This window comes from Comamonas resistens, assembly GCF_030064165.1.
In the GTDB taxonomy this organism is placed as follows: Bacteria; Pseudomonadota; Gammaproteobacteria; order Burkholderiales; family Burkholderiaceae_C; genus Comamonas; species Comamonas resistens.
The window spans coordinates 1,585,320-1,604,608 of the sequence record NZ_CP125947.1; the positions used below are offsets into that span (position 1 = coordinate 1,585,320).

The following is a 19,289-nucleotide window of genomic DNA, read 5'->3' on the forward strand; positions in this document are numbered from 1 at the left end:
CTGGGTGCCTACCCCGAAATCGGCATGGAAGAAAGCGAAAGGGTTGATAAAAAACGGCGCCCGGATCTTGTCCGGTGCGCCGTTGGTCAATCAGGACTTCACTGCCGCAGCCTTGGCCTGGGCAATCCAGCCGTCAAAGGTTTTCTGATGAGCCTTGATCCATGCGTCCGCATGGCGGTTGATGTCCGAAGCCTTGCTCTCACCTTCGCGCAGCAACTGGTTCTGGCGGCTGATGTCGTTGATGGGAATCTGCATGATCTCGAACAGCTTGCCTGCGGCGGGGTTGTTTTCCACCCAGATCCTGTTGCCCACGATGTATTCGTTGTTCAGCGGAAAGCCGTAGTTGCGGCCGTTGGGCAGCCTGGTGTCGGTGCCGGCCTGCACGCCGGGCATGGATGAGCGCGGCACCTGCAGCCACACCACTTCCTGGCCGGGGCGCAGCACATTGCTGAGCCAGTAGGGCGTCCAGGCGTAATACAGCACGGGCTTGCCGGCCTTGAAGCGGGCCAGAGTGTCGGCAATCAGGGCCGGATAGTTGCCCTGGGTGTAGCTGACGGTGTTCTCCAGACCGAAAGCCTTGATCTGATGGGCCACCACAGCCTCGCCGCCCCAGCCTGCGTTGGGACCTATCAGATTGGCCTTGCCGTCGCCGTTCATATCGAACAGCGCGGCCAGCTTGGGGTCCTTGAGCTGGTCGAGGTGGGTGATCTTGTGCGCCTCGGCGGTCTTCTTGTCGATCATGTAGCCCTGCGCGGCCCCGGCTGCATACACGCCCTTGCGCGAGAGCCTGGCATCGCCGCCGGCCTGCTTGTAGAACTCGGCATGGTGAGGATTCCAGTGGTTGGCCATGAAGGTGGCATCGCCATTGGCCACGGCCACATGGATCAGCGGATAGTCCAGCTCTTCCCAGGGCTTGACCGTATAGCCCAGTTGCTCCAGCGCCTTCATCACCAGCAGGGTCTGGAAGTTCTCCTCAGCCAGAGCGCTCTTGACGGGCAGCACCGTGATGCCCTTGCCTGGCAGCGCATCGCCTGGCAAATTCCGGCCTGCGGCCCAGCTTGCGGATAGGTTCAGCCCCATTGCGGCAGCAGCAGTGCCCAGCAGCATCTGGCGCCGCTGCGCTGCGGCCTGTGCAGGGTGGAATCGGGCCGAAGTCATGGTTTGCAAAGTCTTGCTCATCTTTTTTGTCTCTCCTTGGTATGCAGCGGGCCTGGCGGCCCCATAAAAAAACGGTGGCCGCCGTAGCGGTCACCGTTGTTGTCTTGATGCGGTTCAGGGCTTGTGGGCGGCAGCGAGAGCCTGCGCAATCCAGCCGTCAAAAGCCTTCTGGTGGGCCTTGATCCAGCCATCGGTATGGCGCTCGATGTCGGCGCTCTTGTTCTGGCCCTGGCTCATCATGTAGTTCTGGGCATTGATGTCGCCCACGGGCAGCTTGATGATTTCAAACAGCTTGGCGGCAGCGGGGTTCTGCTCGGCCCAGGCCTTGTTGGCCACGATCTGCTGGTTGTTGGCAATGAAACCGTAGTTCTTGCCGTTGGGCAGCTTGGTGTCGGTGCCGGCCTGTTCGCCAGGCAGGGCCGAGAACGGCACCTGAAGCCAGACCACATCCTTGCCGGGCTTGAGCACATTGCTGACCCAGTAGGGCGTCCAGGTGTAGTAGAGGATGGGTTTGCCGGCCTTGAAGCGGGTGATGGTGTCGGCCATCAGCGCCGAATACGTGCCCTGCTTGTGCGTGACGGTGTCGCGCAGCTTGTAGGCCGTGAGCTGGTGCTCGATCATGGCTTCGCAGCCCCAGCCCGGCGTGCAGCCCGTCAGGTCGGCCTTGCCATCGCCATCGGTGTCGAATAGCTTGGCAATCTCGGGGTCCTTGAGCTGGCCCAGATTGGTGATCTTGTGGGCATCGGCCGTCTTCTTGTCGATCAGATAGCCCTGGGCCGCATTGGCCGAGTAGATGCCCTTGCGGTAGAGCTTGGCGTCGCCGCCCGCGTTCTTGTAGTAGTCGGCATGCAGAGGATTCCAGTGGTTGGCCATGAAGGTGGCGTCACCGTTGGCCAGTGCGATGTGGGCCGTGGGGTATTCCACCTCCTTCATGGGCTGCACGTCGTAGCCCAGCTTTTGCAGCGCCTTCATGACCAGCAGGGTCTGGAAGGTTTCCTCGGCAATCGAGCTTTTCAGCGGCTGGACCTTGATGCCTTTGCCTGGAAGATCGTCCGCTGCGAAGGCGGCGCCGCCCGCCAGGGCCATGCCTGCAGTAGCGGCGCCGGCCAGGATCCAGCGGCCCAGGGTGCGGCGGGAGTTCGGTGTGATGGCTGTCTTCATGGTTTTCTCCTTGGTTCTCGTTGGCATCAGACTTTGGCTGCAGTAGCGGCTTGCTCGGGCGCGGGAGCCGGTTGCTGGGGGCGCAGCATGCGCATCACCAGACCGGCTGGGCCGGTAGCCCACCAGCGGGCGCTGCCACGCTTGGGCTCGCCCATGGCCTGGGTGATGCGGTCAAGCACGATGGCCAGCAGCACGATGCCCAGGCCACCCACGGTCGCCAGGCCCATGTCCAGGCGGCCAATGCCGCGCAGTACCATCTGACCCAGACCGCCGACGGCAATCATGGAAGCGATCACCACCATGGACAGCGACAGCATCAGCGCCTGGTTGATACCGGCCATGATGGAAGGCATGGACAGAGGCAGTTGCACCTTCCACAGCAGCTGGGCGGGCGATGCGCCATAGGCGCGGCTGGCTTCGACTAGGTCTGGGCGCACCTGGCGGATGCCGAGGTTGGTCAGGCGGATCAGCGGCGGCAGTGCAAACACGATGGTCACGATGACGCCGGGCACGTTGCCGATACCGAACAGCATCACCACGGGCACCAGATAGACGAAGGCGGGCGTGGTCTGCATGGCGTCCAGCAGCGGACGGGTCCAGCGCTGTGCGCGGTCGCTGCTGGCCAGCAGAATGCCTACGGGCAGGCCGATCACGATGCAGAAGAACAGCGAGGTCAGCACCAGGGCCAGCGTCACCATGGCTTCGGACCAGATGCCCAGCAAAGCCACGATCAGCAGCGAAACGGCTGAGCCTATGGCCAGCTTGCGGCTGGCAAACTGCCAGGCCAGCAGTGCGATCAGCAGCACCAGCACCGGCATGGGCAGGGTCTGCAGCACATCGGTCACGCCGTTGAGCGTGGCATCAATGGGGGTGCGCACGGCCTGGAAGAAGGGGCGGAAATGATCGACCACCCAGGTCAGGCCGTTGTTGATGGAGTCCTGCACGGGCAGGCCGTCTGTCGTGATCTGGTGCCACAGATGGGCCAGGCCGCCATCGTCGCCGGGAGCATCGCCGCCAGCCGAGGTGCCGAGCCAGTCGCTGCTGCTGACGGAGTCGGCAGCGTCGCTGCCGGCCCAGGGATCGGCATTCACATCGCTGGTCGCGGAGGTGTCGGGAGCGGCAGTGGCTGCGGCGTTGCCGCTATCGGCAGGTGCAGAGGCTGCTGCCCATGGATCTTCAAAGGCCGCGTTCGAGGTTTCGGTGCTTGGGTTGTTCAGTGCGTTATCGGTCAAATCGGTCCCTCCTTATGGTGCTGCGGTCGGTGTGGCGCTGGCTGCGCCCTGTGCGCCGGGCTGGAAGTGCGGGTTCAGCTTGATGGGTGGAATTTCCTTCTGGGGCGGCGGCACGGGCGGTGTGGCGCGGTCCAGGAACTTGAGCATGGTGGTGCGGCTGATGACGCCCAGATATTTGCCGTCCTCGTCGACCACGGGCAGCGCAAACGGTGGCGAGGCCACCGCGCCAAACAGATCGGCCACGGGCGTATTGCTGGCGATGGGCTGCACATCGGGGATGAAGGCGTGCTTGAGACCCAGCATGCCCTCGTGTCCCTGCAGCGCATCGCGCAGCGACTGGGAGGACACCACGCCCAGGAAGCGCTTGCGGGCATTGAGCACATAAGCGTGGTCCCGGTCGGAGTCTTCCAGCAGACGCAGCGCGGCGCGGCAACCGCGGTCGCTGTGCTCGGAAATCACGGTCAGCGCCTGGCGTGCAATGTCGGAGGCCTTGAACACGGCCGCTGCATCCACGCCCTGGATGAAGGTGCGCACGTATTCGTTGGCGGGGTTGCGCAGGATGTCGTCCGGCGTGCCCACTTGCTGCACCACGCCATCCTTCATGATGGCGATGCGGTCGCCGATGCGCATGGCTTCGTCCAGGTCGTGCGAGATGAAGACGATGGTGCGGCGTTTGATTTCCTGCAGGCGCAGCAGCTCGGATTGCATCTCGGTACGGATGATGGGGTCGAGCGCCGAAAAGGCTTCGTCCATCAGCAGAATAGAAGGATCGGATGCCAGCGCGCGGGCCAGGCCCACACGCTGCTGCATGCCGCCCGACAGCTCGTCAGGGTAGCTGGCGCCCCAGGCGCCCAGGCCGACCTGCTCCAGCGCGTCCTGCGCCTGCTGCTGACGGGTGGCTCGGTCCACGCCGGCCAGTTCCAGGCCGAAGGCCGTGTTGTCCAGCACTGTCAGGTGGGGCATCAGTGCGAACGACTGGAACACCATGGAGATGTCCTTGCGGCGCAGCGCGCGCAGTTCCTTGTCGCTCAGGGCATTGATGTCCTGACCATCGACCAGGATGCGGCCGCTGGTGGGCTCGATCAGGCGGTTGAGCATACGCACCAGCGTGGACTTGCCCGAGCCCGACAGACCCATGACGACGAAGATTTCACCGGCTTCGATGGTGAAGTCGGCATCGAACACGCCAATAGACTGCCCGGTCCGGGCCAGGATTTCCTGTTTGTCCAGGCCTTGCTTGACAAGGTTGAGAGCGGTCTTCGGGTCGTTGCCGAAGACCTTGAAGACGTGATCGATAGCGATTTGCTTGGCCACTGTGGCGTTCTCCTTTTGGATGAGATGGAACACAGTCCAGCGCCCACATCCGGCAACAGCCGTGGGGCGCTGGCGCGCAAGCCAAAATGAGCTCTGATGCCGCAGCTCAGCCCGGCCTTTATGGGCGGGCTGCGCAATGCAGTTGGCGCAGTGAGAGCGCCTGTCAATCCGCCCGGATGGCACAGCAAGGTGTGCGCAAGAGCGTCAAAGCTTGGAGAAGCGGGTCACAACGGCTGGGTTGGAGTACCGACGGGCACACCGCAGCGTTACTTCTCGGTCGGATCATTTCCGGCACAGCGGCCAGAAAGAGCCTTGGCATCAGAGCCTGGTTTCGGCCCGGTTGACGGGGCGGTGTTCGGCTGGCGCGTAGCGCCTGGAGCTGGACACTGCTTTTCCGCCGGGAAAAAGGGATCAGCCGCATTCAAAAGAATGGGTGATAACCTGCAAGGCAGGCTGTAAATGACTTTTTAATATATCGAATTGAGTTTTATGCGTCAAATTTAGCTGTAAGCAATCGGGCCAAACAGCGCATGATTTCGTAACGATAAGACAGGTTGAATCTCAAAAAAGATAGCTTTATGCGCTTGATATCAAAGCGTTTGAAGGTGATTTGGTCTATTTTTTTGTAACTTGTCAGCTTTTATGGAAAAACCATGGCCTGCAGGCATGAAAAAAGCCCCGTCATGGCAGGCCATGCGGGGCTTGATGGAGGGCAAACCAGCGATCAATGGTGGTGATTGCTGCTGGTCAGTTTGTCGGTATAGGCAATGGCCAGAGCACTCAGCAGGAAGACCACGTGAATGATGGTCTGCCACATCAGCACCTGGACTTCGTAGCTGCCGGCATTGATGAAGCTCTTGAGCAGATGAATCGAGCTGATGCCGATGATGGACAGTGCCAGCTTGACCTTGAGCACCGAGGCATTCACATGGCTGAGCCATTCGGGCTGGTCGGGGTGGGCTTCCAGTCCCAGGCGGCTGACAAAGGTCTCGTAGCCGCCGACGATGACCATGATCAGCAGATTGGAGATCATGACCACGTCGATCAGCGCCAGAACCACCAGCATGATGATGGTTTCGTTCAGATGGGTGATCTGCACATCGCTCTTGTAGCCGATGTTGGTGATCAGGGCCTGCAGGGCTTGCTGATTGCCGAAGACCGCTTCGACCAGATGCCATAGCTCCAGCAGAAAGTGCCAGACGTAGACGGCCTGAGCGGCGATCAGGCCCAGGTACAGCGGCAACTGCAGCCAGCGGCTGGCAAAGATCAGTGCAGGCAGGGGGCGCAGGGCGGCCGGTGTCTGGTAGCTGGCGGGGTGCTGCGGGGCAGAGGCCTTGTCGGCATCGTCGGAATGAGTTCGGCTCATGATGGAGAGTGTGGCCGCAGCCAGGCTGCGCCGGGCACGGCGCGGCCAGCCAGAGCTTGCGGCGATGGCTAGGTTGAAGATGGGATGCAGCGAAAGTGAAGACGCGCGCCGCAGTGTTGAAATGCTTTTGTGCAGTGCACGCAATGGACTGCGGCCAGGGTGAAACAGCGGTGAGCCGGAGACACGCCTTGCGGCAGGCGCGCGATTTTAAGGGTTTGCGCCAATTTTTTGGAGCAAATATCGCGCAGGTGCTCTTGAATATTGCGTCAGATGCTGCAAAGTTGTGAGCGAATCCTTCGTTTTTTCATGGCCGAAATAACGATGCAAATTTCAGTCAGTGGCGTGTAAGACCGAGCGCCGACAGTACACCCACAATAATTTCATTGCGAAGTATCAGGAGACAACAAAGATGAGCACTACATCCTCTGCAATCGAGTCGGTATTGGTGGAAAACCGCGTGTTCCCGCCTTCCGCAGACTTTGCTGCCAAGGCGCGCATCTCGGGCATGGCGCAATACCAGGCCTTGTGCGATGAGGCAGAACGTGACTACGAAGGCTACTGGGCGCGCCTGGCCCGTGAGAACGTGGTCTGGACCAAGCCTTTCACCCAGGTGCTGGACCAGAGCAATCCTCCGTTCTACAAGTGGTTTGCCGATGGCGAGCTCAACGCCAGCGCCAACTGCTTGGACAAGCACATGGGCACGCCGGTCGAGAACAAGACCGCCATCATCTTCGAGGCCGACGGCGGTGAAGTCACCAAGGTCAGCTACAAGGAGCTGCTGGCCCGCGTGAGCCAGTTTGCCAATGCGCTCAAGGCGCGCGGCGTGAAAAAGGGCGACCGCGTCCTGATCTACATGCCCATGACCATCGAGGGCGTGGTGGCCATGCAGGCCTGCGCCCGTATCGGCGCCACGCATTCCGTGGTGTTCGGTGGTTTTTCGGCCAAGGCTGTGCAGGAGCGCATCGTGGACGTGGGCGCCAGCCTGGTGATCACCTCCAACTATCAGATGCGCGGCGGCAAGGAGTTGCCGCTCAAGGCCATCGTGGACGATGCACTGGCACTTGGCGGCTGCGAGGCCGTCAAGACCGTGCTGGTCTATGAGCGCACGGCGACTGCCTGCAATATGGTGGCAGGCCGCGACATCACTTTCACCGAGGCGCTGGCTGGCCAGTCCACGGAGTGCGCGCCCGAGGCCGTGAATGCCGAGCACCCGCTCTTCATCCTCTATACCAGCGGCTCCACCGGCAAGCCCAAGGGCGTGCAGCATGCCACCGGCGGCTATGTGCTGTGGGCCAGGCAGACCTTTGAATGGACCTTCGACCTGAAGGACAGTGATGTGTTCTGGTGCACGGCCGACATCGGCTGGATCACCGGTCACAGCTATGTGGCCTATGGCCCGCTGGCCGCAGGCGCCACGCAGATCGTCTTTGAAGGCGTGCCTACCTTCCCCAACGCGGGTCGCTTCTGGCAGATGATCGAGCGCCACAAGTGCAGCGTCTTCTACACCGCGCCCACGGCCATCCGCTCGCTGATCAAGGCGGCCGATTCGGACTCCGGCGTGCACCCCAAGAACTGGGACCTGTCCAGCCTGCGCGTGCTGGGTTCGGTGGGCGAGCCCATCAACCCGGAAGCCTGGATGTGGTACTACAAGAACGTGGGCGGCGAGCGCTGCCCCATTGTGGACACCTTCTGGCAGACCGAAAACGGCGGCCACATGATCACGCCGCTGCCCGGTGCCACACCGCTGGTGCCAGGTTCCTGCACCTTGCCGCTGCCCGGCATCACGGCAGCCATCGTCGATGAGTCTGGCAATGACATGCCCAACGGCGCAGGCGGCATTCTTGTCGTGAAAAAGCCCTGGCCTTCGATGATCCGCAATATCTGGGGCGACCCAGAGCGCTTCAAGAAGAGCTACTTCCCCGAGGAGCTCAAGGGCTATTACCTGGCCGGCGACGGTGCGGTGCGCAGCGAGGACCGCGGTTATTTTCGCATCACGGGCCGTATCGACGACGTGCTCAATGTCTCGGGTCACCGCATGGGCACGATGGAGATCGAATCGGCTCTGGTGGCCAAGACCGATCTGGTGGCGGAAGCCGCCGTGGTGGGGCGTCCCGACGATCTGACCGGCGAAGCCATTTGCGCCTTCGTGGTGCTCAAGCGCGGCAAGCCCACGGGCGAAGAAGCCAAGCAGATTGCCAACGAGCTGCGCAACTGGGTGGCCAAGGAAATCGGCCCGATTGCCAAGCCCAAGGACATCCGTTTTGGCGACAACCTGCCCAAGACCCGCAGCGGCAAGATCATGCGCCGCCTGCTGCGTTCGCTGGCCAAGGGAGAAGCCATCACCCAGGACACTTCGACACTGGAGAATCCGGCCATCCTGGATCAGCTGGCTGAAACCAACTGAGCCACGCCGCTGCAGCGCAAGACGCTTGCTGCATTCGACGACCTTCATATGGCGCAGGCCATATGAGTGGTCAAAGAGTTCTGGCATTACAAAAAGCCGCTGCCTGCAGCGGCTTTGGCGTTTTGGGCCTGTCTCTGACCTGATGCGGGTCCAACTTGGGTTAAAAACAGGTGCTTGCGCAACCCGCTAGGAGAACAAGATGAACTTTCGCACCATTTCCATTGCCATCATCGTGGCCCTGATCGCCGTGCTGGCGGTCTTCAACTGGAATGCACTGGCCACGCCCACGCCTGTTTCCTTTGGCGTGACGGAAATTCAAGCCCCTCTTGGAGTGCTGATGCTGGCGCTGACGGTCTTGCTCAGCGTGTTCTTCATCGCCTATGTGCTGTGGCTGCAAAGCTCGGTGCTGCTGGAGGCGCGCCGCCACAGCAAGGAGATGCAGACCCAGCGCGATCTGGCGGACAAGGCCGAGGCCTCGCGCTTTACCGAGCTGCGCGGCGTGCTCGAAGCCCTGCATGCTCAGGACAAGCAGGACCTGATGGCGCGTCTGGATGTGCTGGAGGCCCATCTGGTCAGCCGGGCTCAGGAGTCGGACAACAGCACGGCGGCCTATGTGGGCCAGCTGGAGCAGCAGCTTCACCTGCGTTGACTGAAATTTGATAGCTGCCGGCGCTTGCTGGATAAGCGCTAGAGGCCCAAAGCATCAAAGCCGCTGGAGACAGCGGCTTTTTGCATGGCGCCCTATTTCAGGTTGCCGGAGAGGAATTTGGCCAGCCGTTCGCTGCGTGGATTGCTCAGCACCTCGTGCGGATGGCCTTGCTCCTCGATCAGGCCCTGGTGCAGGAAGATCACGTGGTTGGACACTTCACGGGCAAAGCCCATTTCGTGCGTCACCACCAGCATGGTGCGGCCCTGCTGGGCCAGTACCTGCATCACGCGCAGTACTTCGCCGACCAGCTCCGGGTCCAGGGCCGAGGTGGGCTCGTCGAACAGCATCACCTCGGGTTCCACGGCCAGCGCGCGCGCAATGGCCACGCGTTGCTGCTGGCCGCCGCTCATGTGGCTGGGGTAGGCATCCTCGCGGCCCTCCAGTCCCACCAGCTGCAGGTATTTGCGGGCGCGGGTCACGGCTTCGTCGCGCGACAGGCCCAGCACATGGACCGGCACTTCGATGATGTTCTGCAGCACCGTCATGTGTGCCCAGAGGTTGAAGTGCTGGAACACCATGGCCAGTCGTGAGCGCAAGCGCTGCAGCTGGCGCTGGTCGGCCGCGGCCAGCGCGCCGCCTGGGCCGGGGCGCAGCTGCAGCTCTTCGTCTGCCACGATGATGCGGCCCTGCTGAGGTTGTTCCAGCAGGTTGATGCAGCGCAAAAAGGTGCTCTTGCCCGAGCCCGAGCTGCCGATGATGCTGATCACATCGCCGGCGCGGGCATTGAGCGAAACGCCCTTGAGCACTTCGTTCTGCCCATAGCGCTTGTGGATGTCCAGGGCCTGGAGTTTGTAAGGGGTGTTGCTTGTCATGCTCATGCCTTGCGCGGTGCCAGATAACCCAGATAGCGGCGTTCCAGCAGGCGGTTGGCACCGAGCAGGCTGAAAGTGATGCACAGGTAGATGGCGGCCGCGAAGAGGTAGGCCTCGAACGGCAGGTAGAAATCGGAATACACGCGGCTGGCGGCGCCGGTCAGGTCCAGCAGCGCCGGCACGGTGCTGGCCAGGCTGGAGCTGTGCAGCATCATGACCACCTCGTTGCCGTAGGCGGGCAGCATGCGGCGGATGGCGCTGGGCAGCACGATGCGGCGCATCAGCTGCCAGTCGCTCATGCCCATGGCGCGTGCGGCCTCGACCTCGCCCTTGTTGGTTTCGCGAATGGCGCCGGCCAGCATCTCGGCGGTGTAGGCCGCGGTGTTCAGGCTGAAGGACAGCAGAGCGCAGAAGAACGGCTCCTTGAAATGTGTCCAGGGCCAGACGGTGTCCCAGCGCGCCTGCACCCATTCGAGCTGGGCGAAGCCGTAATAGATCAGGTACACCTGGATCAGCAGCGGCGTGCCGCGCATGAAATAGGTGAATGCACTGACGGGCACGCGCACCAGGGCCGAACGGCTGACCAGGGCTAGCGCGAACAGCAGCGCCAGCACGGCGCCCACGGCCAGGCTGATCAGCGTCAGCTGCAGCGTGACGACCAGACCCTCGGCGTACAGCGCCAGGGTGTCGGCTTCGAAGATGACGCTCCAGTTCATAGCTGCACCTTGTCCGTTCCCAGGCTGTAGCGCGCGGACAGGCGCTTGAGCAGCTGCAGCGACACGGCGGTGAAGATCAGGTACAGCGCCGCCGTGAACAGGAAGAAGGCGAATGGCTCGCGCACGGAGGCGCTGGCCTGCTTGGCCAGATAAGTCATGTCATGCAGGCCGATCAGGCTGACCAGCGCCGTGGCCTTGATCAGTACCAGCCAGTTGTTGGTGAAGCTGGGCAGGGCATAGCGCACCATCTGCGGCAGCGTGATGCGCATGAAAGTGCGCATCGGGCTCATGCCGAAGGCCCAGGCGGCTTCCATCTGGCCCTTGGGGATGGCAAGAATGGCACCACGGAAGGTTTCGGTCATATAGGCGCCGTAGATGAAGCCAATGGTCAGCACGCCAGCGGCAAAGGGGTTCAGGTCCACGCTCTGGTCGCTGCCCAGGGCTTCGAGCAGGCTGTTGAGGCCGATGGCGCCGCCGTAAAAGATCAGCAGCATCATCAGTAGTTCGGGAATGCCGCGCACCACGGTGGTATAGACCGTGGCCGGCCAGGCCAGCATGCGACGGCCCGAGAGCTTGGCGGCCGCGCCCACAAGCCCGATCAGCGTGGCCACCAGCAGCGACGCCAGCGACACGGCGACCGTGAGCAGCGCTCCCTGGAGGATCGAGTAATAGTATCCGCTCATGTCATGCAGCTTGCGCGCCTTGCGCCATGCAGCCCGCAGGATGCACAGTGCAAGGCGCGCAATGTGGCTTTATTGGCCGTAGGGGTCGAAGTCGAAGTACTTCTTGGCGATCTTGGCGTAGGTGCCGTTCTTGCGGATCGTGTCGATCGCCTCGTCGAGCTGCTGCTTGAGCTCCTTCTGGCCCTTGCGCATGGCGATGCCGATGCCTTCGCCGTAGTACTTCACATCGTACTGGTCGGGGCCCACATAGCCGTAGTTCTTGCCCTCGGGCTTGCGCAGGAAGCCACCGTTCACTTCAACCTTGTCAGCCACGGTGCCGTCCAGGCGGCCGGCATCCATGTCCAGATAGACCTGGTTCTGCGACTGGTAGGACACCACGTTCACACCGGCGGGCTTGAGTTCGCCCATGGCCCATTTTTCCTGGGTGCTGCCCTTGAGCACGCCGATCTTCATGCCTTTGAGCGAGGCCGGACCGTCGTATTTGACGGTCTTCTTGACCACGATGGCGCTGGGTGTCTTGTAGTAGCGCTTGGTGAAGTCCACCACGCGCTGGCGCTCGGGTGTGATCGAGATGGAGCTGACGATCACATCGAACTTGCGGGCCTGCAGGCCGGGGATGACGCTGTCGAACTCGGACTCTACGAATACGCACTTGCGCTTGAGCTGTTCGCACAGCGCATTGGCGATGTCGATGTCGAAACCGACGATTTCGCCCGAGGCGGTTTTGTACTCAAAGGGCTCGTAGGCCGGATTGGTGCCCACCCGCAGGTCGGCGGCCAGGGTGGAGCCGGCCAGAGTTGCGAGGGCCACAGCCATCAGCGATGCGCGCATGGTGATTCCTTGTCTTGGATACGATATATGCGAAAAAACCAGCCCAGCTGGCGCAGGTGAGCGCACGCCACGTTGTAGGTCACGCGGTTACTGCAAGGCGGTGAACCCGGTATTCTCGCCGTTTCTGGCCGCAGCGCGGAAAATTAATTGCCGTAGGGGTCAAAGTCAAAGTATTTCTTGGCAATGTTGTTGTATGTGCCATTGCTGCGGATGGTCTTGATGGCGGCATTGATCTGGTCCTTGAGCTCTTTCTGGCCCTTGCGCATGCCGATGCCTATGCCGTCGCCGTAGTACTTGGTCTCGTACTGGTCGGGGCCCACGTAGCCGTAGTCCTTGCCCTCGGGCTTGCGCAAAAAGCCGCCATGCACCTCCACCTTGTCGGCCACCGTGCCGTCAAGACGGCCCGACTTGATGTCCAGATACACCTGATCCTGGGCTTCATAGGGCACGATGGTCGCGCCCACGGGTTTGAGCTCTCCCATGGCCCATTTTTCCTGGGTGCTGCCCTTGAGCACGCCAATGCGCTTGCCCTTGAGCGAGGCCGGGCCGATGTAAGACGTGCCTTTTTTCACCACGATGGCGCTGGGTGTCTTGTAGTAGCGGTCCGAGAAATCGATGATGCGCCTGCGCTCTTCGGTCATGGACAGCGAGCTGATGACCACATCGTATTTCCTGGCTTGCAGGCCTGGAATCATGCTGTCCCAGACCTGCTCGACAAACACGCATCTGCGCTTGAGCTCGGTGCAGATGGCGTTGGCGATGTCCACGTCGAAGCCCGTGGGCTTGCCGTCGGCGGTCTTGTAGGTAAAGGGTTCGTAGGTGGGGTCTATGGCCACCTTGAGGTCTGCCGCCTGGGCAGAAACCGCGGCTATGCCGCAGGCTGCGAGGATTGCGAAAGGCGCGACAGCCCATGTTTTCTTTGCCATACCCGTCCTTGGTTGTGCGGGAGTTCCGCAGGATGTACCAGCTTGTGGTCGCATTCTAGGCAGCAGCCTTGTCTCGGATGCTGCTTTTGTGGCGCTGTGGCGCTATCGAATACCCGGGGTAGCAATGCCGTGCCATGCTGGCATGGGAAATGGCGTACCAGCCCGCGCGCCTGCCCAGCCAGGAGAGACTTTTCATCAAAGGGGCTGGCAATGAAAAATGGCACCCCACGCTCCCCGCTGCGCGCGGTTCGCTGCCCCTCCGAGAGGGGCGCTTTTCATCTTGGGGCGGCCCGGCAATGAAAAAGCCGCTGACTGGCAGCGGCTTTTTCGCAGAGACCGACAGGAATTACTTCTTGTCGTTGCCCAGCTGTGGCAGAGCGTTGGCGCTGCTCACGCTCAGCAGGCCGGCTTGCGAGTAGATGGCCAGCTTGGCGCGGGTGTCGATCAGGTCCAGGTTGCGCATGGTCAGCTGGCCGATGCGGTCGATGGGGCTGAAAGGCGCATCTTCGACCTTTTCCATGGACAGACGCTCGGGAGCGTAGGTCAGGTTGGGCGACTCCGTGTTCAGGATGGAGTAGTCGTTGCCGCGGCGCAGTTCCAGCGTCACGGTGCCAGTCACGGCGCGGGCCACCCAGCGCTGCGAGGATTCGCGCAGCATGATGGCCTGGGGGTCGAACCAGCGGCCCTGGTACAGCAGACGGCCCAGGCGCAGGCCGTTGATGCGGTACTGCTCGATGGTGTCCTCGTTGTGGATGCCGGTCACCAGACGCTCGTAGGCAATGTGCAGCAGGGCCATGCCGGGGGCTTCGTAGATGCCGCGGCTCTTGGCTTCGATGATGCGGTTCTCGATCTGGTCGCTCATGCCCAGGCCGTGGCGGCCGCCGATGCGGTTCAGCTCCAGGAAGACTTCCACGGCATCGGTGTATTCCTTGCCGTTGATGGCCACGGGGCGGCCTTCTTCGAAGGTGATGGAGACTTCTTCTGCCTTGACTTCGACCTCGGGCTTCCAGAAAGCCACGCCCATGATGGGGTTCACGATGCGGATGCCGGAATTCAGGAATTCCAGATCCTTGGCTTCGTGGGTGGCGCCCAGCATATTGGAATCGGTGGAATAGGCCTTCTCGGCCGACATCTTGTAGCCGAAACCTTCCTTGGTCATGAAGGCCGACATTTCGGCACGGCCACCCAGCTCGTCGATGAAGTTGCTGTCCAGCCAGGGCTTGTAGATCTTCAGCGCGGGGTTGGTGAGCAGGCCGTAGCGGTAGAAGCGCTCGATGTCGTTGCCCTTGAAGGTCGAGCCGTCACCCCAGATGTTGACGTCGTCTTCCTTCATGGCGGCCACCAGCATGGTGCCGGTCACGGCACGGCCCAGGGGCGTGGTGTTGAAGTAGGTGATGCCGCCGGTGGAAATGTGGAAGGCGCCGGACTGGATGGCGGCAATGCCTTCGTTGGCCAGCTGGGGACGGCAGTCGATCAGACGGGCCTTTTCTGCGCCATATTCCATCGCCTTGCGGGGGATTTCGTCGTAGTCGGCTTCGTCGGGCTGGCCCAGGTTGGCCGTGTAGGCGTAGGGCAGGGCACCCTTGTTCTTCATCCAGCGCAGAGCGGCAGAGGTGTCCAGGCCGCCGGAGAAGGCGATGCCGACCTTCTGGCCGACGGGAACATGTTGCAGAATGGTTTCCATGAGATTTCTCTTCAAAGTGATAGCTGCAAACGCTTGACAGGTAAGCGATTGGGGCTGAAAAGGCTTGAAATTCTCGGGTCTGTCCCGAAGCCGGGCCAGGCGCGGATTACGCGTAGTGGCAGATGTAGTGATAAGCCTCGGTCACGCGGATGTCGAACTTGGAGTTCGCGGGGATCTGGAAGCTCTCGCCAGCCGAGGACTTCTTCCATTCGTCGCTGCCATCGAGCTTGTATTCGCAGGAGCCGCCCACGCATTCCATGATTTCTGCGGCCGCCGTGCCGAAGGTCAGGGTGGCAGGCAGCACCACGCCGACGGACTTCTTGGTGCCGTCGGCCAGCGTGAAGCTGTGGCTGACGCACTTGCCGTCAAAGTAAACATTGGCCTTGGTGGTGAGGCTGACGCCAGCAATGGTTTCGGTGGTCATGGAAGAAGTACGCGAAGCGCGGTCAAGATCAAAACCATTGATTTTAGGCCAGGGGACCCGCACCCGCGCGAATGTCTGTCAAAGCGCTGAAAACACAAAAGCCCCGGAGCGGGGCTTTTGTTTGCTGTGGCAGGGACTTAGCGGCGCCAGCCGTGACCACCATAGCCGGGGCGGTAGTAGCCGCCATGGCCGCGATAGTAGTGGCCGGGGCGTGTAGCGTAATAGGCGCCGGCGCCAATGACGGCACCGATCAGCAGGGGCGCCACATAGTCAGTGGCGGAATAGCTGCTGCCCACGGAATAGCTGGGAGCGACGGGCTGAGGGGCGTAGTAACCGCTTTGATAGCCGCCCTGGTAATCGGCAGGGTAACCATTGGAATAGCTGTCAGGATAGCTGGTCGAGTACGCCGCCTGCGGAGGCTGTTGCGTGCTGTAGTAACCGTTGCTGCCATAGGCGCTGTTATTCACCTCGGGTTGCACATTCAGTGCAATCCACTGGCCGGGCGGGTTGGTGGTTTGCGTGCTGTAGTTGCGACCGTTGTACTCATAGGTCACGTTGTAGCCCACGGTGCGGTTCTGATAGAAGGTCTGCGTGCTGCACTGGCGCATGTTCTGGTATTGCACGGGCCCCGAGGCCTCGACCTGATTGCCCAGCATGGCGCCGCCGATCAGGCCGGCAGCCGTCGCTGCTGCGCGGCCACCGCCGCCGCCCACGGCGTTACCCAGCAGGCCGCCTGCGATGGCGCCCACCACGGCCCCCGCGCCTGTGGGGCGAGGCGCCACGGCCACGGGTTGGTCCGAGCACACCTGCTGGGGCACGGCAACTTGCTGAGTGATGGGGGTGGATGACAGCACGCGGCCCCGTTCCTGGGCAAATGCCCCGGTGGCTGTCACGGCTGCAATGGTCAAAAACGCCAGGGTCTTCATATCAATCTCTCCTGTCTCTGCATGCTTAACGCAGCAGACTGCAGAAAAGTTTAGTCGTCTCTTGTGAAGACTGGGGATAGGCTCCGTAAAACTAGGTAAAGCCTTGTGCGAATGTTTGCGTTTGCTTACTTTGTAGCGATGGACTGCCATTCCTCGGGCTTGAAGCCCACGGTGACTGCTCCGGTGCCCCATTCCACGACGGGGCGCTTGATGGTGCTTGTGTGTTCCTGCATCACGGCTGCGGCGCTGGCCGCGTCATGCACGCCGGCCTTGAGGGCTTCGTCGAGCTTGCGCCATGTCGTGCCCTGGCGGTTGAGCACTTTTTCCCAGCCTGCGGCTTCCATCCACTGCGACAGATGCTCTGGCGGCACACCTTGCTTTTTGAAATCATGGAAGGTGTAAGTGATCGCCTGCTCATCGAGCCACTTGCGTGCTTTCTTGACGGTATCGCAATTGGGGATGCCAAAAACAGTGGTGGTCTTGCTCATGATGCTGCCTGATTTCAAACGTATGGTTCCAGTTTTAACAAGATATGCCAAGGGTTGCCCCTCATAGGGCCTCTGGCAGTGGGCGACAATAGCGACCAGTATGCACACCACATTTGCCACACTGGATGCCTGGCTCGCCTATTGCGAACGTCTGCATCCCCAGAACATCGCCCTGGGTCTGGATCGCGTGCGTGAAGTCGCACAGCGCATGGGCCTGCAGTTTGATTGCCCCGTCATCACGGTGGCGGGCACCAATGGCAAGGGCTCGACCTGCGCCATGCTGGAGGCAGTCGCCCTGCAGTCCGGCTATCGCCCCGGTGTCTACACCTCTCCTCATCTGGTGCACTTCGAAGAACGCTGCCGTGTAGGCGGCGAGATCGTCACCCCCGAGCTGTTGCTGCCGCACTTCGAAGCGGTGGAGCAGGCACGTGTGAAGGATGGCAATGAGGTTGCACTCACTTATTTCGAATTCACGACGCTGGCCATCCTGCGCCTGCTGAGCCTGTCCAAGCTGGACGTGGCAATCCTCGAGGTAGGTCTGGGCGGACGCCTGGATGCGACCAACATCGTCGATGCCGACTGCGCCATCATCACCAGTATCGATCTCGACCACATGGAACTGCTGGGTCCCGACCGCGAGAGCATTGGCCGCGAGAAAGCCGGCATCATGCGTGCCGGTCGTCCCGTCATCGTCAGCGACCCTGTTCCGCCGCAAAGCGTGATTGACCACGCAGCCGACATCGGTGCCGATCTCTGGCGCTTCGGCAAGGACTTCAACTATGACGGCGACAAGCAGCAATGGGGCTGGGCAGGGCGGGGCCGTCGCTACGCAGGCCTGGCTTACCCGGCGCTGCGCGGTGCCAATCAGTTGATGAATGCCTCGGGCGTGCTGGCCGCCTATGAAGCCATCCGCGCCAAGCTGCCGGTGACGGCGCAGGCCGTGCGCACGGGCTTGTCCATGGTGGAGCTGCCCGGCCGCTTCCAGATCATTCCCGGTCAGCCAACCTTGGTGCTGGATGTGGCGCACAACCCGCATTCGGTGGCGGCACTGACGGCCAACCTCGATGCCATGGGCTTTTTCCCGACCACGCACGCCGTGTTCGGGGCCATGGCCGACAAGGACTGGACGCATATGCTCACCAAGGTCGCTCCGCTGATCGACCGCTGGTATTTCACGGACCTGCCGACCGCTCGCGCCGATACCGCAGAAGGCCTCAAGGCCAAGCTGCAGAAGCTGCAGGCCGAAGGGGCTGTTCGCAAAGATGTGAGCATGGAATGCTTTGCCAATCCGCAGCAGGCCCTGGATGCTGTGGTAAGCGCAGCCGACGCGGCTGATAGAATCGTAGTCTTTGGATCGTTCTTCACCGTCGGTGGGGTGCTGCAAAACGGCACACCACGCCTGAACGCCAAACATCTGGCTCATTGACCTGGCTCACTGAGCCTGAGGCTCGCTCCTCCATCTTTGGATAGTGGAGCGGCCGCAACAAAGTCCTCACTCCATGGCACTTTTCAATTTCCGTTGGCCCGGCAAGAAAGACGAAGCCGAGTCTGTGGCTGGCGCCAAGCGTCCCAGCCGCCTGGCCCAGGGCGAGAGCGTGGAAGCCATGCGTCGTCGCGCCCGCCATCGTCTGATTGGCGCAGCAGCGCTGGTTCTCGTCGGGGTGATTGGCTTTCCGCTGCTGTTCGATACGCAGCCGCGCCCGATCCCCGTCAATATTCCGATTGAAATTCCTGATCAAGCCAATGTTGCTCCCGAGGTGGTGCCTGGTACCCAGGTGGCCGCTCAGACGCCTGCAGCCTCTGGGCGCGTGACGGCCAATGCGTCTTTGGACGATGGCGAAGAGGTGCTGACGCCTTCTGCAAGGCCAGCAACTCCAGCTCCCACACAGACACCGGCAACAGCAGCCGTGGCTGGTGCCGCTGCTGGCGCAGCAGTCGTGGCCGCAGCGCAGTCACCCAAACCAGAGCCAAAGCCCGAAGTCAAGCCTGAGCGCAAGCCCGACCCCAAACCGGAACCCAAGCCCGAGCCCAAACCTGAAAAGCCCAAGGCCGAGGTGAAAAAGCCCGAACCAAAGCCTGAGCCCAAGCCGGAAACCAAGCCCGAGCCAAAGCACAAGCCAGAGACCACCAAGGCTGATGAGGCAGCGCGTGCCCGTGCATTGCTGGAGGGGCGCAGCGCGCCCGAAGCAGCTGCGACCAAGGAGGCGGCTGGCAATGAGCGGTTCATCGTGCAGATCGGCGCTTTTGCCGATGCAGGCAAGGCCAACGAAATCAAGTCCAAGCTGGGTGGTGGTGCCTTTACGCAGACCGTGGATACCAAGGATGGCAAGCGCACCCGTGTTCGCATGGGGCCCTTCAAGAGCCGTGACGAGGCCGACAAGGCTGCTGCGCGAGCCAAGGGTCTGGGTTTGCCGGCATCGGTTTTCAAGGGCTGATGCCTGCAACCAGGTTTTGA

Annotated in this window: 18 protein-coding genes; 4 read left to right on the forward strand and 14 right to left on the reverse strand. The window is 61.8% G+C overall.

Translation table 11 applies throughout. The features are described 5' to 3' along the window. Positions 1-90: 90 nt before the first annotated feature. From proX (QMY55_RS07270) to QMY55_RS07290, 5 genes are all read right to left on the reverse strand, one after another. Complete coding sequence (gene proX, locus QMY55_RS07270) at positions 91-1,179, reverse strand: glycine betaine/L-proline ABC transporter substrate-binding protein ProX (protein ID WP_283487995.1); 1,089 nt, start codon at positions 1,177-1,179, stop codon at positions 91-93. Positions 1,180-1,272: 93 nt separating this feature from the next. Further along, positions 1,273-2,319, reverse strand: a complete 1,047-nt coding sequence (proX, locus tag QMY55_RS07275; RefSeq protein ID WP_283487996.1) for a glycine betaine/L-proline ABC transporter substrate-binding protein ProX — start codon at positions 2,317-2,319, stop codon at positions 1,273-1,275. Between the two features lie 26 nt (positions 2,320-2,345). Further along, positions 2,346-3,551, reverse strand: a complete 1,206-nt coding sequence (gene proW / locus QMY55_RS07280) for a glycine betaine/L-proline ABC transporter permease ProW (protein ID WP_283487997.1) — start codon at positions 3,549-3,551, stop codon at positions 2,346-2,348. A gap of 12 nt (positions 3,552-3,563) precedes the next feature. Continuing rightward, positions 3,564-4,865: a glycine betaine/L-proline ABC transporter ATP-binding protein ProV gene (gene proV, locus QMY55_RS07285; protein ID WP_283487998.1), complete on the reverse strand. Its 1,302-nt coding sequence runs from the start codon at positions 4,863-4,865 to the stop codon at positions 3,564-3,566. A gap of 724 nt (positions 4,866-5,589) precedes the next feature. After that, a complete protein-coding gene (locus QMY55_RS07290; protein ID WP_283487999.1) occupies positions 5,590-6,231 on the reverse strand; it encodes a TIGR00645 family protein in 642 nt (213 codons plus the stop codon). A gap of 409 nt (positions 6,232-6,640) precedes the next feature. Here QMY55_RS07290 and acs point away from each other — a divergent pair, with 409 nt between their 5' ends. Together acs and QMY55_RS07300 are read left to right on the forward strand one after the other, a co-directional pair. Further along, positions 6,641-8,635 carry an acetate--CoA ligase gene (gene acs, locus QMY55_RS07295; protein ID WP_283488000.1) on the forward strand — a complete coding sequence of 665 codons (1,995 nt, stop codon included), beginning with the start codon at positions 6,641-6,643 and terminating at the stop codon, positions 8,633-8,635. A 199-nt stretch (positions 8,636-8,834) separates the two neighbouring features. Further along, the gene (locus QMY55_RS07300) at positions 8,835-9,284 is read left to right on the forward strand and encodes a LapA family protein (protein ID WP_283488001.1); all 450 of its coding nucleotides are present in this window, start codon (positions 8,835-8,837) and stop codon (positions 9,282-9,284) included. Positions 9,285-9,376: 92 nt separating this feature from the next. On the opposite strand, the gene QMY55_RS07305 is transcribed toward QMY55_RS07300, so the two are convergent. From QMY55_RS07305 to QMY55_RS07345, 9 genes are all read right to left on the reverse strand, one after another. Next, complete coding sequence (locus QMY55_RS07305; protein ID WP_283488002.1) at positions 9,377-10,156, reverse strand: ABC transporter ATP-binding protein; 780 nt, start codon at positions 10,154-10,156, stop codon at positions 9,377-9,379. 2 nt (positions 10,157-10,158) lie between these two features. Continuing rightward, positions 10,159-10,872 carry an ABC transporter permease gene (locus QMY55_RS07310; RefSeq protein ID WP_283488003.1) on the reverse strand — a complete coding sequence of 238 codons (714 nt, stop codon included), beginning with the start codon at positions 10,870-10,872 and terminating at the stop codon, positions 10,159-10,161. Continuing rightward, positions 10,869-11,555 (reverse strand): ABC transporter permease, encoded by a 687-nt coding sequence (locus tag QMY55_RS07315; protein WP_283488004.1) that lies wholly within the window; start codon positions 11,553-11,555, stop codon positions 10,869-10,871. The genes QMY55_RS07310 and QMY55_RS07315 overlap by 4 nt, the downstream gene beginning before the upstream one ends. 69 nt (positions 11,556-11,624) lie before the next feature. Next, entirely contained in the window at positions 11,625-12,386 is a 762-nt protein-coding gene (locus QMY55_RS07320) for a lysine/arginine/ornithine ABC transporter substrate-binding protein (RefSeq protein ID WP_283488006.1), read from the reverse strand. Positions 12,387-12,529: 143 nt separating this feature from the next. Further along, complete coding sequence (locus QMY55_RS07325) at positions 12,530-13,312, reverse strand: transporter substrate-binding domain-containing protein (protein ID WP_283488007.1); 783 nt, start codon at positions 13,310-13,312, stop codon at positions 12,530-12,532. A gap of 346 nt (positions 13,313-13,658) precedes the next feature. Continuing rightward, positions 13,659-14,996, reverse strand: coding sequence for an argininosuccinate synthase (gene argG, locus QMY55_RS07330; protein WP_003057205.1), 1,338 nt, complete (start codon positions 14,994-14,996; stop codon positions 13,659-13,661). Positions 14,997-15,102: 106 nt separating this feature from the next. Then, positions 15,103-15,420 carry a pyrimidine/purine nucleoside phosphorylase gene (ppnP, locus tag QMY55_RS07335; protein ID WP_003057202.1) on the reverse strand — a complete coding sequence of 106 codons (318 nt, stop codon included), beginning with the start codon at positions 15,418-15,420 and terminating at the stop codon, positions 15,103-15,105. A 137-nt stretch (positions 15,421-15,557) separates the two neighbouring features. Then, positions 15,558-16,346, reverse strand: coding sequence for a glycine zipper 2TM domain-containing protein (locus QMY55_RS07340; protein ID WP_283488008.1), 789 nt, complete (start codon positions 16,344-16,346; stop codon positions 15,558-15,560). A 125-nt stretch (positions 16,347-16,471) separates the two neighbouring features. Beyond that, a complete protein-coding gene (locus QMY55_RS07345; RefSeq protein ID WP_283488009.1) occupies positions 16,472-16,834 on the reverse strand; it encodes an ArsC family reductase in 363 nt (120 codons plus the stop codon). A gap of 100 nt (positions 16,835-16,934) precedes the next feature. On the opposite strand from QMY55_RS07345, the gene folC reads away from it, so the two are divergent. Together folC and QMY55_RS07355 are read left to right on the forward strand one after the other, a co-directional pair. Then, positions 16,935-18,260 carry a bifunctional tetrahydrofolate synthase/dihydrofolate synthase gene (gene folC / locus QMY55_RS07350; protein WP_283488010.1) on the forward strand — a complete coding sequence of 442 codons (1,326 nt, stop codon included), beginning with the start codon at positions 16,935-16,937 and terminating at the stop codon, positions 18,258-18,260. A 73-nt stretch (positions 18,261-18,333) separates the two neighbouring features. Further along, positions 18,334-19,269, forward strand: coding sequence for an SPOR domain-containing protein (locus tag QMY55_RS07355; protein ID WP_283488011.1), 936 nt, complete (start codon positions 18,334-18,336; stop codon positions 19,267-19,269). Positions 19,270-19,289 lie beyond the last annotated feature (20 nt).

Bases quoted from the DNA above. Each gene is read 5' to 3' on its own strand.
- folC (WP_283488010.1), top strand. From the start codon at position 16,935: ATGCACACCACATTTGCCACACTGGATGCCTGGCTCGCCTATTGCGAA.
- QMY55_RS07315 (WP_283488004.1), bottom strand. From the start codon at position 11,555: ATGAGCGGATACTATTACTCGATCCTCCAGGGAGCGCTGCTCACGGTC.
- QMY55_RS07305 (WP_283488002.1), bottom strand. From the start codon at position 10,156: ATGACAAGCAACACCCCTTACAAACTCCAGGCCCTGGACATCCACAAG.
- proX (WP_283487995.1), bottom strand. From the start codon at position 1,179: ATGAGCAAGACTTTGCAAACCATGACTTCGGCCCGATTCCACCCTGCA.
- proX (WP_283487996.1), bottom strand. From the start codon at position 2,319: ATGAAGACAGCCATCACACCGAACTCCCGCCGCACCCTGGGCCGCTGG.
- QMY55_RS07290 (WP_283487999.1), bottom strand. From the start codon at position 6,231: ATGAGCCGAACTCATTCCGACGATGCCGACAAGGCCTCTGCCCCGCAG.
- QMY55_RS07345 (WP_283488009.1), bottom strand. From the start codon at position 16,834: ATGAGCAAGACCACCACTGTTTTTGGCATCCCCAATTGCGATACCGTC.
- argG (WP_003057205.1), bottom strand. From the start codon at position 14,996: ATGGAAACCATTCTGCAACATGTTCCCGTCGGCCAGAAGGTCGGCATC.
- QMY55_RS07320 (WP_283488006.1), bottom strand. From the start codon at position 12,386: ATGCGCGCATCGCTGATGGCTGTGGCCCTCGCAACTCTGGCCGGCTCC.
- QMY55_RS07300 (WP_283488001.1), top strand. From the start codon at position 8,835: ATGAACTTTCGCACCATTTCCATTGCCATCATCGTGGCCCTGATCGCC.
- ppnP (WP_003057202.1), bottom strand. From the start codon at position 15,420: ATGACCACCGAAACCATTGCTGGCGTCAGCCTCACCACCAAGGCCAAT.
- QMY55_RS07325 (WP_283488007.1), bottom strand. From the start codon at position 13,312: ATGGCAAAGAAAACATGGGCTGTCGCGCCTTTCGCAATCCTCGCAGCC.
- QMY55_RS07310 (WP_283488003.1), bottom strand. From the start codon at position 10,872: ATGAACTGGAGCGTCATCTTCGAAGCCGACACCCTGGCGCTGTACGCC.
- QMY55_RS07340 (WP_283488008.1), bottom strand. From the start codon at position 16,346: ATGAAGACCCTGGCGTTTTTGACCATTGCAGCCGTGACAGCCACCGGG.
- acs (WP_283488000.1), top strand. From the start codon at position 6,641: ATGAGCACTACATCCTCTGCAATCGAGTCGGTATTGGTGGAAAACCGC.
- QMY55_RS07355 (WP_283488011.1), top strand. From the start codon at position 18,334: ATGGCACTTTTCAATTTCCGTTGGCCCGGCAAGAAAGACGAAGCCGAG.